This window comes from Bradyrhizobium diazoefficiens, from assembly GCF_016616885.1.
Lineage (GTDB): Bacteria > Pseudomonadota > Alphaproteobacteria > Rhizobiales > Xanthobacteraceae > Bradyrhizobium > Bradyrhizobium diazoefficiens_F.
In genome coordinates, this window is sequence record NZ_CP067102.1 from 25,088 (window position 1) to 39,257 (window position 14,170).

General features: G+C 64.4%; 14 protein-coding genes. 13 read left to right on the forward strand and 1 reads right to left on the reverse strand.

Features of this window, described 5'->3' with window-relative positions:
• Positions 1-188 precede the first annotated feature (188 nt).
• On the forward strand, positions 189-1,382 hold the full coding sequence (locus tag JJC00_RS00100; RefSeq protein ID WP_200470771.1) for a serine hydrolase domain-containing protein: 1,194 nt from the start codon (positions 189-191) through the stop codon (positions 1,380-1,382).
• 116 nt (positions 1,383-1,498) lie between these two features.
• Complete coding sequence (locus tag JJC00_RS00105; RefSeq protein ID WP_200470772.1) at positions 1,499-3,193, forward strand: AMP-binding protein; 1,695 nt, start codon at positions 1,499-1,501, stop codon at positions 3,191-3,193.
• 170 nt (positions 3,194-3,363) lie between these two features.
• Here the strand turns inward: JJC00_RS00105 and JJC00_RS00110 are convergent, their stop codons facing one another.
• Positions 3,364-4,365 (reverse strand): adenosine kinase, encoded by a 1,002-nt coding sequence (locus JJC00_RS00110; protein ID WP_200470773.1) that lies wholly within the window; start codon positions 4,363-4,365, stop codon positions 3,364-3,366.
• Positions 4,366-4,489: 124 nt separating this feature from the next.
• On the opposite strand from JJC00_RS00110, the gene murJ reads away from it, so the two are divergent.
• The 11 genes from murJ to ybeY all read left to right on the forward strand — a co-directional run bounded on the left by murJ (position 4,490) and on the right by ybeY (position 14,170).
• Positions 4,490-6,022 carry a murein biosynthesis integral membrane protein MurJ gene (murJ, locus tag JJC00_RS00115; RefSeq protein ID WP_200470774.1) on the forward strand — a complete coding sequence of 511 codons (1,533 nt, stop codon included), beginning with the start codon at positions 4,490-4,492 and terminating at the stop codon, positions 6,020-6,022.
• Positions 6,023-6,114: 92 nt separating this feature from the next.
• Positions 6,115-7,167: a tryptophan--tRNA ligase gene (gene trpS / locus JJC00_RS00120; protein ID WP_200470775.1), complete on the forward strand. Its 1,053-nt coding sequence runs from the start codon at positions 6,115-6,117 to the stop codon at positions 7,165-7,167.
• A 107-nt stretch (positions 7,168-7,274) separates the two neighbouring features.
• Entirely contained in the window at positions 7,275-7,769 is a 495-nt protein-coding gene (locus JJC00_RS00125) for a universal stress protein (protein ID WP_200470776.1), read from the forward strand.
• Between the two features lie 152 nt (positions 7,770-7,921).
• Positions 7,922-8,491 carry a NifU family protein gene (locus JJC00_RS00130; RefSeq protein WP_200470777.1) on the forward strand — a complete coding sequence of 190 codons (570 nt, stop codon included), beginning with the start codon at positions 7,922-7,924 and terminating at the stop codon, positions 8,489-8,491.
• A 101-nt stretch (positions 8,492-8,592) separates the two neighbouring features.
• Positions 8,593-9,288 (forward strand): tRNA (adenosine(37)-N6)-threonylcarbamoyltransferase complex dimerization subunit type 1 TsaB, encoded by a 696-nt coding sequence (gene tsaB / locus JJC00_RS00135; RefSeq protein WP_200470778.1) that lies wholly within the window; start codon positions 8,593-8,595, stop codon positions 9,286-9,288.
• Positions 9,285-9,770 carry a ribosomal protein S18-alanine N-acetyltransferase gene (gene rimI / locus JJC00_RS00140; RefSeq protein ID WP_200470779.1) on the forward strand — a complete coding sequence of 162 codons (486 nt, stop codon included), beginning with the start codon at positions 9,285-9,287 and terminating at the stop codon, positions 9,768-9,770. The genes tsaB and rimI overlap by 4 nt, the downstream gene beginning before the upstream one ends.
• 38 nt (positions 9,771-9,808) lie before the next feature.
• A complete protein-coding gene (locus JJC00_RS00145; protein WP_200470780.1) occupies positions 9,809-10,264 on the forward strand; it encodes a Fur family transcriptional regulator in 456 nt (151 codons plus the stop codon).
• A gap of 4 nt (positions 10,265-10,268) precedes the next feature.
• Entirely contained in the window at positions 10,269-10,949 is a 681-nt protein-coding gene (locus JJC00_RS00150) for an HAD family hydrolase (protein ID WP_200470781.1), read from the forward strand.
• Positions 10,950-11,139: 190 nt separating this feature from the next.
• On the forward strand, positions 11,140-12,537 hold the full coding sequence (gene miaB, locus JJC00_RS00155; protein ID WP_200470782.1) for a tRNA (N6-isopentenyl adenosine(37)-C2)-methylthiotransferase MiaB: 1,398 nt from the start codon (positions 11,140-11,142) through the stop codon (positions 12,535-12,537).
• A 64-nt stretch (positions 12,538-12,601) separates the two neighbouring features.
• Entirely contained in the window at positions 12,602-13,600 is a 999-nt protein-coding gene (locus JJC00_RS00160; RefSeq protein WP_200470783.1) for a PhoH family protein, read from the forward strand.
• A gap of 60 nt (positions 13,601-13,660) precedes the next feature.
• Positions 13,661-14,170, forward strand: coding sequence for an rRNA maturation RNase YbeY (ybeY, locus tag JJC00_RS00165; RefSeq protein ID WP_200470784.1), 510 nt, complete (start codon positions 13,661-13,663; stop codon positions 14,168-14,170).

A 14,170-nucleotide genomic window follows, 5' to 3' on the forward strand; every position in this document is an offset into this window, starting at 1 on the left:
TTACGGCGATCTGCGGCCATCCACCGCAGATGGTGAAGAAGTGTTGCAGTTCAGTCGTCCCGCGCAGAGCGGGAAGCGTCAAGTCACGACATCGCGACCGTGCGTTAAGGTTGACGCGCTTGCCGAGCGCGACCCGCGGGAGGACAATCCAATCACTTCCAACAATAATCAAACCGGAGGAAACGCGTATGCAAAGCAAAGCTCAGATCGACGAGACTCTGCGCAAGACAAGCGACGCCAAGGAGATTCCCGGCGTCGTTGCGATCGCCGCAAGCGGTAACGACGTGCTGTATCAGGGCGCGTTCGGCAAGCGCGATTTATCCAAGCCCGATGCGATGACATTGGACAGCGTGTTCTGGATTGCCTCCATGACCAAGGCGGTGACGGCTGCCGGCGCGATGCAGCTGGTCGAGCAGGGCAAGCTCTCGCTCGATGCGCCGATCGGCGAGGTGTTACCCGATCTCGCCGCGCCGCAGGTGCTCGAAGGTTTTGGCGAGAGCGGCGAGCCGAAGCTGCGGCCTGCCAGCAAGCCGATCACGCTACGTCACCTCATGACCCACACCGCCGGTTTTGCTTACAACATATGGAACGGCGATTGCGCGCAATATCTGGAGAAGACCGGAACCCCGAACATCTTCTCCTGTCAGAACGTCGCGCTGAAGACGCCGATCATGTCCGACCCTGGCACGCGCTGGGAATATGGCATCAACATCGACTTCGTCGGCAAGGCGGTGGAAGCAGCGAGCGGCAAGCGCCTCGATGCCTATCTGCGCGATCACATGTTCGGGCCGCTCGGCATGAACGACACCGCCTTCAAGATCACCGACGACATGCGCCAGCGGCTGGTCGCCACGCATGCACGCGGCGAGGATGGATCGCTGGCACCGATCCCGTTCGAGATCGAACAGAACCCGGAATTCCACATGGGCGGCGGCGGCCTTTACAGCACTGCCGGCGACTACATCAAGTTCACCCAGATGATCCTCAACAAGGGCCGAGGCAACGGCAACCAGGTGCTGAAGCCCGAGACGGTCGCGCTGATGGGCCAGAACCACATCGGCGATCTCACGATTGGCAAGATGACGACAGTGGCGCCCATGTACACCAACGACGTCGATCTCTTCCCCGACATCGTGAAGAAGTGGGGGCTCTCCTTCCTGATCAATAACGCGAAGACGCCGGAAGGCCGCAGCGCCGGCAGCCTCGCCTGGGCTGGTCTCGCTAATACGTATTTCTGGATCGACCCGGCGCGCGATGTTTGCGGCGTGATCCTGATGCAGGTCTTGCCGTTCGTCGACGCCAAGTGCCTCGAGGCCTTCGCCGGCTTCGAGCGCGGCGTCTATGCCGGGCTCGATGCAGGGAGCGGACAGAAGGCGGCCTAGCCCCTTAGTATGATGCGCGCATTGTCGCGCGTGCTCACAGCAGGATGTACCCTCGTGCCCCGAAGGCCTGCCCCTCGGGGCATGAGGCGAAAACGACCGAGCTGGAGGACGCGACCATGGCAGACAAGGCCGACAGTTACGTTTGTGGCATCTCCGACGCGCCGCTGCTCGGCGAGACCATCGGCCGCAGCCTCGACCATGCAGTGCGACGCTGGGGCAAGCATGAGGCGCTGGTCTCGCCCAGCCACGGCGTGCGATGGACCTGGACCGAATTCGCCGAGCGGGTCGATGCGCTCGCCGCAGGATTTCTCGCGCTCGGCCTCGAACGCGGTGAACGGATCGGCATCTGGTCGTTGAACCGGCCGGAATGGACGCTGACGCAGTTTGCGGCGGCCAAGGCCGGCCTGATCCTGGTCACGATCAATCCCGCCTATCGGCTCAGCGAGCTGGAGTTCGCGCTGAAGAAAGTCGGCTGCGCCGCGATCGTCAGCGCGACTTCGTTCAAGACCAGCCAATACATGGAGATGCTCAACACGCTGCTTCCGGAGCTGGCAAGCGCGAAGTCCGGGCGGTTGCAGGCAGCGCGGCTGCCCGCCTTGCGGATGGTGATCCAGATCGGCGGTCCTGCAGCATCGGGCACGATCCCCTTCGAGGAAGTCACGGAGATGGGTCGAGCGGAGCATCGCGAACAGCTCGCCGCGCTCGGCGGGGCGCTTCAGTTTGACGATCCCGTCAACATCCAGTTCACCAGCGGCACGACCGGCTCACCCAAAGGCGTGACGCTGACCCACCACAACATCCTCAACAACGGCTATTTCACCGGACGCGCGATGCGCCTGACCGAGCAGGACCGCATCTGCATTCCTGTGCCGCTCTACCATTGCTTCGGCATGGTGATGGGCAACCTCGCATCCGTCACGCTGGGCACGACGATGGTCTATCCCGGCGAGGGTTTTGACCCGCTCGCGACGCTGCGGGCGATCGAGCAGGAGAAATGCACCACGCTGTACGGCGTGCCGACCATGTTCATCGCGGAGCTCGATCATCCTGAATTCGCAACGTTCAATCTGAAATCACTGCGCACCGGCATCATGGCCGGCGCGCCCTGCCCAATCGAGGTGATGAAGCGCGTCAACACCGAGATGAACATGCGTGAGGTCACCATCGCCTATGGCATGACCGAGACCAGCCCGGTCAGCTTCCAGAGCGCGACGGACGACCCGCTCGAGCGGCGCGTCTCCACGGTCGGGCGGATTCATCCGCATGTCGAGGTGAAGGTCGTCGATCTCGAAGGCAGGATCGTCAGGCGCGGCGAACGCGGCGAGCTCTGCACCCGCGGCTACAGCGTCATGCTGGGCTATTGGGAGGAGAAGGAAAAGACCGGCGACGTGCTCGACGCCAACGGTTGGATGCACACCGGCGATCTCGCCACCATCGACGACGAGGGCTATTGCAACATCGTCGGCCGCATCAAGGACCTGGTGATCCGCGGCGGCGAGAACCTCTATCCGCGCGAGATCGAGGAATTTTTGTACCGTCACCCCAAGATCCAGGACGTGCAGATTTTTGGCGTGGCCGACACCCGCTATGGCGAGGAGCTCTGCGCCTGGATCCGTGTCCGGTCCGGCGAGACGCTGACGGCCGAGGAAGTCCGCGCTTTCTGCGATGGCCAGATCGCCCACAACAAGATCCCGCGCTACGTCGAGTTCGTCGACGAATTTCCGATGACCGTGACCGGAAAGATCCAGAAATTCGTGATGCGCGAGGCGGTGGAGCAGCGGCTGGGATTGAAGGCTGCGAAGACGGCGTGAGGTGGCTTTCGTTGTTATCGGCCGCAGTTCTCACTCCACGAAGACTGTCATTCCCTGCGAAAGCGGGGAATCCAGTACGCCGCGGCTTCTCCGTATTCCATCGCGGTCTCTGGAATACTGGATCGCCCGGTCAAAGTGGGTGATGACAGTGCGGTTGGGGCGCGACTTCCCTAAACCGTCAGCCCGCGCTGCTGCGCCAATTCCTTCAGCGACACCTGCGGACGCGCGCCGATGTGCTGGATGACTTCGGCGGCCGCGAGCGCACCGAGCTCGCCGCACTGCTTGTGCGACAGATCGCGCGAGAGGCCGTACAGGAAGCCGGCGGCGAACAGATCGCCGGCGCCGGTGGTGTCGGCCAGTTGCTTGATCGGCGAGGCCGGTGCGGCGACGGCATCGGTCGGCGTCACCACCACGCAGCCCTTCTCGCTGCGCGTGACCACGCCGAGCTTGACGTCGTTGCGCAGCTGCTTGAGCGCGGTGTCGAAATCAGAGGTCTCGTAGAGCGAGTGCAGCTCGGACTCGTTGGCGAACACGATGTCGGCGGTGCCGTTGCGCATCAGCCCCAGAAATTCGTCGCGATAGCGGCCGACGCAGAAGGAGTCCGACAGCGTCAGCGCCACCTTGCGGCCGGCCTCGTGGGCAATCTTGGAAGCCCTGAGGAAGGCTTCCTTGGCGCCCGGCGGATCCCAGAGATAGCCTTCGAGATAGACGATTTTGGCGGCCGCGATCTCGGCCGGATCGATGTCGGCCGGCGAGAGATCCTGCGCAGCGCCGAGATAGGTGTTCATGGTGCGCTCGCCGTCGCCCGTCACCAGGATGTAGGAACAGCCGGTGGCAGGGCCGTCCTTCGCGGCCGGCGTATTGAAGGCGACGCCGGCGGCGCGGATGTCATGGACGTAGAGCTTGCCGATCTGGTCGTCCTTGACCTTGCCGACATAAGCGGCGCGCGCGCCCAGGCTGCCGATGCCGACGATGGTGTTGGCGGCCGAGCCGCCCGAGACTTCCGTCGCCGGGCCCATGTCGGCATAGATCGCGGCGGCCCGCGCCTCGTCGATCAGGGACATGCTGCCCTTGGTCATGCCGTGCTTGGCCAAAAAGGCTTCATCGGTCCGGACCAGCACGTCGAACAGCGCATTACCGATGCCGAGAACGTCATATTTCACGTCAGCCATTCACCTTGATCCTGTTTGCCGGATTGCGAACCCTGAGGAAATCCGCTTCCTGTCGGCCTGAAATCTGGCTCGCGGCCTATCACGACCGGGCCGCTACGGGCAAGCAACGGTATTATAACAGCCGATGATCCGCTCCTTCCTGACCGTTTCGACGGGAACACTGGCCTCGCGGCTGCTGGGCTTTGCCCGCGATTCCCTGATCGCGGCGCTGCTCGGCACCGGCGCGGTGGCGGATGCCTTTCTGGCTGCTTTCCAGCTCGTCAACGTGGTACGGCGCCTGCTCAGCGAGGGGGCACTGAATGCGGCGCTGATCCCGGCCTGGCTGCGCGTTCGTGACCGCGATGGCGAAGAGGCCGCCTCCGCCTTTGCGGGACGCGTGCTCGGCACGGTCAGCGCGGCCCTGATCGTAATCTCGATCGGCATCGCTGTCGCAATGCCGCTGATCATCATGATCATCGCGCCGGGCTTCGTCGGCAGCCCATCGCTCGATCTCGCCGTCGAGAATGCGCGGCTGATGCTGCCTTATCTCGCGTTTGCCGGCCCGGTCACGGTGCTGATGGGACTATTGAACGCGCAGGGACGATTTGCGCTCACGGCGTTCTCGCCGCTGCTGTTCAACATCGCGCTGATCGCGACAATCGCCGCGATGCTGCTGTGGCACGCCGATGCGTCGCTCGCCGCGTGGATGCTGGCGGCGACCGTCGGCATTGCCGGCCTGCTGCAGCTCCTGATGCTGCTGTCGCAGCGAAGTGCGTATCTCGCGACACCGTTGCGCGCGAGTTTCGACAAGGAGATGCGCGGCTTCTTCGGCAAGGCGATCCCCGGCATGATCGCAAGCTCCGGTCCTCAATGGCTGATGGTGGCCGGCGCGATCATCGCCTCCGCAACGCCGTCGGCCGTGTCATGGCTCTATTTCGCCAACCGCTTGATCGAGCTGCCGCTCGGCATCGTCGGCGTCGCCATGGGCACGGTGCTGGTGCCGGAGCTGACGCGCGCGGTCGGGAGTGGCAATCGCGACGCGGTGGCGCATGCGGAATCGCGCGCGCTGGAGCTTGCGACCGGGCTTGCGCTGCCCGCCACGCTGGGCCTTGCGGTGCTGGCCGAACCGATCGTACGGCTGTTGTTCGAGCACGGCGCCTTCGGCGCAGAGGACAGCGCGGCCACCGCACAGGCGCTGATGTGGCTGGCGCTGGGCCTGCCGGCGCACGTGCTGATCAAGGCGCTGTCGCCGGCCTTCTTTGCCCGCGGCGACACGATGACGCCGCTGCTCGCCACGACCAAAGGGATTGTGGTCGCGATCGCCCTCGCCGTCGTGCTCGGCCATTTTTTTGGCGCGAGCGGGATCGCCGCGAGCATCGCGACCGGCGCCTGGAGCAGTGCCGTCTCGTTACTTCGCAAGGGCACCAGCGAATTCGGCTTCTCGGTCGACGCCACCGCCCGCAAGCGGTTGCCGCGGATCGTGCTCGCGGCCGCCGCCATGGGTGCGTTGCTCTGGCTGACGACGGGACTGATGCCGGTCGAAGCCCATGGCCTCATCCGCTTCATTGTGCTGGGCTTGCAGATCGGCGCCGGAATCGCCGTCTACGGCCTGCTCCTGCAAATCCTCGGCGCAGCGTCCTGGCGCGAGGCGGTTAACGCCCTGAAGCGGCCCGCCTGAGCGATCTCGGACCACGCAACTATCGAATTACCCTTGACGGGGCAGCGCCGCTGTTGGAAACGACGGCCCGAATACCTTTGGGAACACTCGCCATGCCATTCGTTGAACGGGTTTTTTCGGGCGTCCAGCCGACCGGCAATCTGCACCTCGGCAATTACCTCGGTGCGATCGTCAACTTCGTGAAGATGCAGGAAACCCACAACTGCATCTATTGCGTCGTCGACATGCACGCGATCACGCAAGGCCTGGACGTCTGGGGTGGCCCCGCCCAGCTGGCGCGCACCACCCGAGAGGTGACCGCAGCGTTCATCGCCGCCGGCATCGATCCGAAGAAGCACATCGTGTTCAACCAGAGCCAGGTCTCCGGCCATGCCGAGCTCACCTGGATCTTCAACTGCGTCGCGCGGATGGGCTGGCTCGGCCGCATGACCCAGTTCAAGGAGAAGGCCGGCAAGGACCGCGAGAACGCCTCGGTCGGGCTGTTCGACTATCCCGTGCTGATGGCCGCCGACATTCTGCTCTACCGCGCCACCCACGTTCCGGTCGGTGAGGACCAGAAGCAGCATCTCGAGCTCTCGCGCGACATCGCGCAAAAGTTCAACAATGATTTCGGCGATTCCATTCGCAGCAACGGCGCCAATGACGGCCTGTTCTTCCCGCTGCCGGAACCGTTCATCACGGGCCCGGCAACGCGCGTGATGAGCTTGCGCGACGGCACCAAGAAGATGTCCAAGTCGGATGCGTCCGACAATTCGCGCATCAATCTGACCGACGACGCCGACACCATCGCGCAGAAGATCCGCAAGGCGAAGACCGATCCGGAGCCGCTGCCGAGCGAAGAGAAGGGCCTGGAAGCGCGCCCCGAGGCCGACAATCTCGTCGGCATTTTCGCCGCGCTCGCCGGCCGTTCCAAAGCCAGCGTGCTCGGCGAGTTCGGCGGCGGCCAGTTCTCCAGCTTCAAGAACGCGCTGGCGGAGCTGTGCGTCACCAAGCTTGCGCCGGTCGCCGGCGAGATGAAGCGCCTGGTCGCCGACCCCGGCCATATCGAGACCATCCTGAACGATGGTTCCGACCGGGCCCGCGCCATCGCCGAGGAGACCATGAACCTCTCCAAGGACATCGTCGGCTTCATCCGCCGTCGCTGAGTCCTGCGGCCGCAACTTGGGCCTGCGCCACGGCGCGGGCCGCTTCGCCTCTCCCCAAGCGTGGGCGAGTATGGCAGCATGTCGCCCGTGCACATTCCGGGATAGGCATGACCAGCAAGCGACTTTGCTTCGAGCCGGGTCACAAGCCCAAATGTCTCGTCATCGTTGACGATACCGCCGAATGGGATCGCGCGGTCTATTACGCCAGCCGCTGGGCGATCCGCGCGGGCGGCGGCGTGGTGATGCTGCGCATCATCGAGATCGAGGACCAGAACCAGCAATGGCTCGGTGTCGCCGACATCATGCGGGCCGAGGCGCATGAAGCGGCGGAAGCCGCGCTCGACCGCGCCGCGGGCCGCGCCAACGGCATTGCCGCGATCACGCCGGAACGGCTCATCCGCGAGGGCGCCGCGATGGAACAGCTGCTCGCGGTGATCGACGAGGACCCCGACATCGCCATGCTCGTGCTCGCCGCCAACCCGGGCGCGGAAGGGCCAGGGCCATGGGTGGCACTGCTCTCGCATGCGCTCGGCACGTTCCCGGTGCCGGTGACCGTCATTTCAGGTGCGCTGAGCGACGGAAGCGTGGATTCGCTGTCGTAGCGCTTACCCTCCCCTGGAGGGGGAGGGCAAGTGCAACCCGCTGAAAATCTTGAACTAATGCTCCACATCCCCTTGATCGTGCGTTCCCCGTCGCCATCTGCTACTGGATGGAGCACGCGCCGGCCTTGAACCGGCGACGTCTGGAGAAAACCATGTTCATTCAAACCGAAGCCACCCCCAATCCGGCCACGCTGAAATTCATTCCCGGCCGCGTCGTCACCGACGGCAGCCCGATGGAATTTTCGAGCCGCGAATCCGCTGTGCGCTCGCCGCTCGCGGAAAAGCTGTTCGAGGTGCCCGGCGTCACCGGCGTGTTCTATGGATCGGATTTCATCACCGTCACCAAGGCGAACGGTGAATGGCAGCAGCTCAAGCCCGCGATCCTCGGCGCCATCATGGAGCACTACATGTCCGGCGCGCCGCTGCTCGCCGACGGCGCGGCGCAAGCCGATGTCGATCTCGACGATGAGGACGAGTTCTTCGACGAGTCCGATGCCGAGACGGTCGACATGATCAAGGATCTGATCGAGACCCGCGTGCGGCCGGCGGTCGCCAATGACGGCGGCGACATCACCTTCCGCGGCTTCAAGGACGGTATCGTCTATCTCAACATGAAGGGCGCCTGCTCCGGCTGCCCGTCATCGACCGCCACGCTCCAGCACGGCATCCAGAATCTGCTGAAGCACTTTGTGCCTGACGTCGTCGAAGTCCGGCCGATGTAGGCGGTAGATGTAGGCGGTAGGCGAATGGCGAGGAGCCAATGGCGAATGGAACCGGGATCGGCTAGACTATTCGCCACTCGCCATTCGCAATTCGCGTTCTCATGCTGATCCTTGCCATCGACACCGCGCTGGAGGCGTGCGCGGCCGCCGTTCTCGACACCGACGTCGGTGAGCTTCTCGCGCAGGAGCAACGGCTCATGAAGCGCGGCCATGCCGAGGCGCTGATGCCGATGATCGCGCGCGTGATGCAGTCGGCGGATCTCGCGTTCACGGCGCTCGACCGCATCGCCGTCACGGTCGGCCCCGGCAGCTTCACCGGCTTGCGCGTCGGCATTTCGGCGGCCCGTGGTCTTGCGCTCGCGGCCAAGCGGCCGGCCGTCGGACTGACGACCTTGTCGGCCTATGCGGCCGCTATCGTCGGCCAGAGCGGACCGGCGCCGGTGATTTCGGCGATCGATGCGCGGCACGACCACGTCTATTTCCAGATCGTCGCCGGTGACGGCAGTTTGCTGGTGCGGCCGGCCGTCGCTCCCATCGACGAGGCGATCGCGGCCTCGCAATTCGGCGCGCCGCATCTGGTCGGCAATGCCGCGAAGATTCTCGCCGAGCGCTGGCCGAAGGATGCGCCGCAACCTGTTTCGGTCGACGCGCAGCCCGCGCCTGATATCAGCTGGGTCGCCTGGCTCGGCGCCGCGGCCAATCCCGACACCAATCCGGCGCGGCCGTTATACCTGAAGGCGCCCGATGCAAAGCCGGCGGCCCAGCCGCTGCTCGCAGCTCAAGCCGCAACGTCATGATGAGATGGTTTTCGGAATGGTGGCGCGGCGGCACCGCCGCCGTCGAACCGGCGTCCGCGCGCGACGCGGCGCAGCTGGCACAGCTGCACGGCGCCTCCTTCGCGCACGGCTGGGGCGAAGCCGAATTCGAGACCATGCTCGCCGAGCGCAACACGCTCGTCCATCGCTTGCGCGTGGGGCGCAAGATCATCGGCTTTGCCGTGTCGCGGATCGGCGCGGACGAAGCCGAAATCCTCTCGGTCGCGGTCGACCCGTCCTATCGTGGCCGCGGTCTCTCCCATACGCTGCTGATGACCCATCTCGGCCACCTCGCAGGGCGAAGCGTGCGCACGATATTTCTGGAGGTCGAGGAGAACAATCTGCCGGCACGGCGGCTCTACGATAGAGGCGGATTCGTGGTGGTCGGGCGCCGCGAACGATACTATAAGCAGGCCAACGGGGAACAATTGAACGCACTTCTGATGCGACGTGACTTGTCGTAACATTGAGGGCGGAAAGCGCCCCATCAGGCAGACATCATATGACTGGACTTAAACCTTCTTCCGCATCCAAGGCGTCCGGCATCGAGGCGCGCTGTGCCGCCACCGGCATGCGCATGACCGAGCAGCGCCGCGTCATCGCCCGCGTGCTTGCGGAAGCGGTCGATCACCCCGACGTCGAGGAATTGTACCGGCGCTGTGTCGCGGTCGACGACAAGATCTCGATCTCGACCGTCTATCGCACCGTCAAACTGTTCGAGGATGCCGGCATCATCGAGCGTCATGATTTCCGCGAGGGCCGCGCGCGCTACGAGACGATGCGCGACAGCCATCACGATCACCTCATCAATCTGCGCGACGGCAAGGTGATCGAGTTCACCTCCGAAGAGATCGAAAAACTCCAGGCCGAGATCGCCCGCAAGCTCGGCTACAAGCTGGTCGATCACCGGCTCGAGCTCTATTGCGTCCCGCTCGACGACGACAAGCCAACGTCTTGATCTCGTGCCCATCGATCTCATCATCTTCGATTGCGACGGCGTGCTCGTGGACAGCGAGGTGATCTCCTGTCGCGCGCATGCGGATGTGCTGACCCGGCACGGCTATCCGATCACATCAGAGCAGGTGTCAGAGCGCTTCCTTGGCCGCTCGACGAAACAGGCCAATTTCGAGATCGAAACCGAGCTCGGCCGCAAGCTGCCCGAGGCCTATCACGGCGATCTGCAGGACGAGCTGTTTCGCGCATTCGAAGCCGACCTCGAAGCGATCCGCGGCATCCACGACGTGCTCGACGTCGTGACGCAGTGTGTCTGCGTTGCCTCGAGCGGTTCGCATCCGCGCATGCGGGTGAGTCTCGGACGCACGGGGCTCTATGAACGCCTCGCGCCGAACATCTTCTCGTCCTCGCAGGTGACAAACGGCAAGCCGGCACCGGACCTGTTCCTGTTTGCGGCGAAGCAAATGGGCGTCCCGCCCGAGCGCTGTGTCGTGATCGAGGACAGTCTTGCCGGCATCGCCGGCGCGCGGGCGGCCCGGATGAAAGTGTTCGGCTTTTACGGTGGCAGCCATTGCGGGGCTGGCCATGCCGAAACCCTGCGCCAGGCCGGCGCCGACCTGACCTTCCCGGACATGCATCAATTGCCTGAGCTGGTCCGGCGGGTGGCGGCGGAAGCCGTGACGGGCTGATTTCGTCCCTTTTTGTCATTCCGGGCCACGCGCGGCGCGCGTGAACCCGGAATCTCGTGCCCAAAACCTCTGGATTCCGGGTTCGCTCGCGCTGCGAGCGCCCCGGAATGACCGTTGCCCGTCCAATCGCTGGATTTTCGGCCCCTCAGCCTATATCTGAGGGCCGTTCTCCACCACAATTCCGGGTTCCATGAAGCCGCCGCGCAAGCTGCACATCAAATCATATGGCTGCCAGATGAACGTCTACGATGCCCAGCGCATGGTGGACACGCTGGCTCCGGAAGGATTCGTGGAGACGGCCAACGCCGAGGACGCCGATCTCGTCATCCTCAACACCTGCCACATCCGCGAAAAGGCTTCCGAAAAGGTCTATTCCGAGCTCGGCCGCCTGCGCGTCGCCAAGGACGACGCCGCGCGCGAGGGCCGTGCCATGCAGATCGCCGTGGCGGGCTGCGTCGCGCAGGCCGAGGGCGAGGAGATCGTGCGTCGCGCCCCCACGGTCGACGTCGTGGTCGGCCCGCAGAGCTATCATCACCTGCCCGAGCTGCTGAAGCGCGCCGGCCATGAAGGCCGCGCGATCGAGACCGAGTTTCCCGCGGCCGACAAGTTCGGTTTCCTGGCCCAGCCCAAGCCCGATGCGATCCGCGCGCGCGGCATTTCCGCTTTCGTCACGGTGCAGGAAGGCTGCGACAAGTTCTGCACCTTCTGCGTCGTGCCCTATACGCGCGGCGCGGAAGTCTCGCGCCCGGTGGCGAAGATCATCGACGACGTGAAGCGCCTTGCCGACAACGGCGTGCGCGAGCTCACGCTGATCGGCCAGAACGTCAATGCCTATCACGGCGACGGGCCGGACGGAAAAACCTGGGGGCTTGGCCAATTGCTGGAGCGCCTGGCCGGGATTCCCGGCGTCGCGCGGCTGCGCTACTCGACCAGCCATCCCCGCGACGTCGATGACAGCCTGATTGCAGCCCATCGCGATCTCGATGCGCTGATGCCGTTCGTGCACCTGCCGGTGCAGTCGGGTTCGGACCGAATCCTGGCCGCCATGAACCGGAAACATACCGCCGATGATTATCGACGCGTCATCGACCGTTTCCGGTCCGCGCGCCAAGACATTGCTTTTTCATCAGATTTTATCGTCGGCTTCCCCGGGGAAAGCGAGCAAGATTTTCTCACCACACTCGCGCTTGTCACGCAAATCGGCTACGCTGCTGCGTATTCGTTCAAATACTCCGCCCGGCCGGGAACGCCGGCCGCGGACATGCAGGAGACGGTGTCCCCCGCCGAGATGGACCAGCGATTGGAGCGGCTCCAGGAACTGATCGACAGCCAGCAATCGGCCTTCAACAAGGCTGCGATTGGCTCAACGGTCGACGTGCTGTTCGAGCGTCCGGCGCGCAAGGACGGCCAGATCGTCGGCCGCACCGCCTTCCTCCAGCCTGCGCATGTGATGGCCTCGCCCGACATCATCGGACAAATCCTGCCTGTCAAAATCGACAGCCTGGAGCGCTACAGTTTCCTCGGCGAGCTCGCCGCGCCGCGAATTGCGCGCGAGCCCGCTTTATCATCCATCGCCACTGGAGCCTGAACCCTTGCCAAAAAGCGCATCGGATTCGTCTTCTATTGCTCCCAGCCGCAAATTTGACCGCGATATGCAAGTTCCGCCCGAGACCCAGGTCGTCATCGACTTCGACGACAACCGCGCCGCATCGGCGCTGGTCGGCCCCTATGGCCAGAACCTGGCGCAGATCGAGCGGCGGCTCGGCGTCGTGGTGGACTCCAAGGGCAACCACATCACCATCGGCGGCACCCGCGACGGCTGCGATGCGGCGCGCCGTGTGCTGGAGACGCTCTACGCCCACGCCGTGAAGGGGCAGGATGTCGACCAGGGCGAGGTCGAGGGCGCGATCCGCGCGGTGATCGCGCAAGGGTCCCTGTTCGAGTTCGACGCCAAATCGGCGAAGTCGGCCTTCGACAGCATCAATCTGCGCAAGCGCCCGGTGCGCGCGCGCACGGCCGCGCAGGACTCTTATATTCGCGCGCTGAAGCGCCATGAGCTCGTGTTCGGCATCGGCCCGGCCGGCACCGGCAAGACCTGGCTCGCGGTCGCGCATGCTGCACAATTGTTCGAGCGCAAGGAGGTCGACAAGATCATCCTGTCACGTCCGGCAGTCGAAGCCGGCGAGCGGCTCGGCTTCCTGCCCGGCGATCTCCGCGAGAAGGTCGATCCTTATCTGCGCCCGATCTACGACGCGCTCTACGATCTGATGGACGCACGCATCGTCGAACGCGCGCTGCAGACCGGCGAGATCGAGATCGCGCCGCTCGCCTTCATGCGCGGCCGCACGCTGACCAACGCCGCGATCATCCTCGACGAGGCCCAGAACACGACATCGATGCAGATGAAGATGTTTCTGACCCGTCTCGGCGAGAACAGCCGCATGATCGTGACCGGCGATCCCTCGCAGATCGATTTGCCGAACGGCCAGACCTCGGGGCTCGCGGAAGCGACGAAATTGCTGAGCGGCGTCGAAGGCATTGCGCAAGTTCATTTCAAAGCCGAGGACGTGATCCGCCACGAGCTCGTGGCAAGAATCGTCGCCGCCTATGAAGGGTCGCCGCAGCGGCCGCCCGCCGGCAACAAATCCTGACGAGACAACAGCGGGACCACACGGGCGCGGATCCAGCGCCTTACCGTTCCGAACAAAGCCATGTCACATCCCAACCTTCCCATGACCGAGGTCCTCGTCGTCGCCGATTGCTGGCAAAGCGAGCCTGACGCCGAAACCGTGATCCAGCGCGCCGTCGCCGCCGCCGCCGAATCTGTCGACGAGGACGTCGCGGACGCAGAAGTGGCCGTGATGCTGACCGATGATGCCGGCATCCGCACGCTCAACAGCAGCTGGCGCGGCATGGACAAGCCGACCAATGTGCTGTCTTTTCCCGCGCTCCAGCCGGAGGGCGAATGGAAGCCGGGCGATGCGCCGCGCATGCTCGGCGACATCGCGATCGCCTACGAGACCATGCGGCGCGAGGCGGACGAGGAACACAAGCCGTTCGATCATCATTTGAGTCATCTCGCCGTGCATGGTTTCCTGCATTTGATCGGCTACGATCACGAGAACGACGACGACGCGGAAGAGATGGAAGCGCTCGAAACCGAGATCCTGGCTCACCTCGGCATCCCCGATCCCTATGCAGACCGCGCGGGGACGCACTGA

Bases quoted from the DNA above. Each gene is read 5' to 3' on its own strand.
- JJC00_RS00100 (WP_200470771.1), top strand. From the start codon at position 189: ATGCAAAGCAAAGCTCAGATCGACGAGACTCTGCGCAAGACAAGCGAC.
- JJC00_RS00105 (WP_200470772.1), top strand. From the start codon at position 1,499: ATGGCAGACAAGGCCGACAGTTACGTTTGTGGCATCTCCGACGCGCCG.
- JJC00_RS00110 (WP_200470773.1), bottom strand. From the start codon at position 4,365: ATGGCTGACGTGAAATATGACGTTCTCGGCATCGGTAATGCGCTGTTC.
- murJ (WP_200470774.1), top strand. From the start codon at position 4,490: ATGATCCGCTCCTTCCTGACCGTTTCGACGGGAACACTGGCCTCGCGG.
- trpS (WP_200470775.1), top strand. From the start codon at position 6,115: ATGCCATTCGTTGAACGGGTTTTTTCGGGCGTCCAGCCGACCGGCAAT.
- JJC00_RS00125 (WP_200470776.1), top strand. From the start codon at position 7,275: ATGACCAGCAAGCGACTTTGCTTCGAGCCGGGTCACAAGCCCAAATGT.
- JJC00_RS00130 (WP_200470777.1), top strand. From the start codon at position 7,922: ATGTTCATTCAAACCGAAGCCACCCCCAATCCGGCCACGCTGAAATTC.
- tsaB (WP_200470778.1), top strand. From the start codon at position 8,593: ATGCTGATCCTTGCCATCGACACCGCGCTGGAGGCGTGCGCGGCCGCC.
- rimI (WP_200470779.1), top strand. From the start codon at position 9,285: ATGATGAGATGGTTTTCGGAATGGTGGCGCGGCGGCACCGCCGCCGTC.
- JJC00_RS00145 (WP_200470780.1), top strand. From the start codon at position 9,809: ATGACTGGACTTAAACCTTCTTCCGCATCCAAGGCGTCCGGCATCGAG.
- miaB (WP_200470782.1), top strand. From the start codon at position 11,140: ATGAAGCCGCCGCGCAAGCTGCACATCAAATCATATGGCTGCCAGATG.
- JJC00_RS00160 (WP_200470783.1), top strand. From the start codon at position 12,602: ATGCAAGTTCCGCCCGAGACCCAGGTCGTCATCGACTTCGACGACAAC.
- ybeY (WP_200470784.1), top strand. From the start codon at position 13,661: ATGTCACATCCCAACCTTCCCATGACCGAGGTCCTCGTCGTCGCCGAT.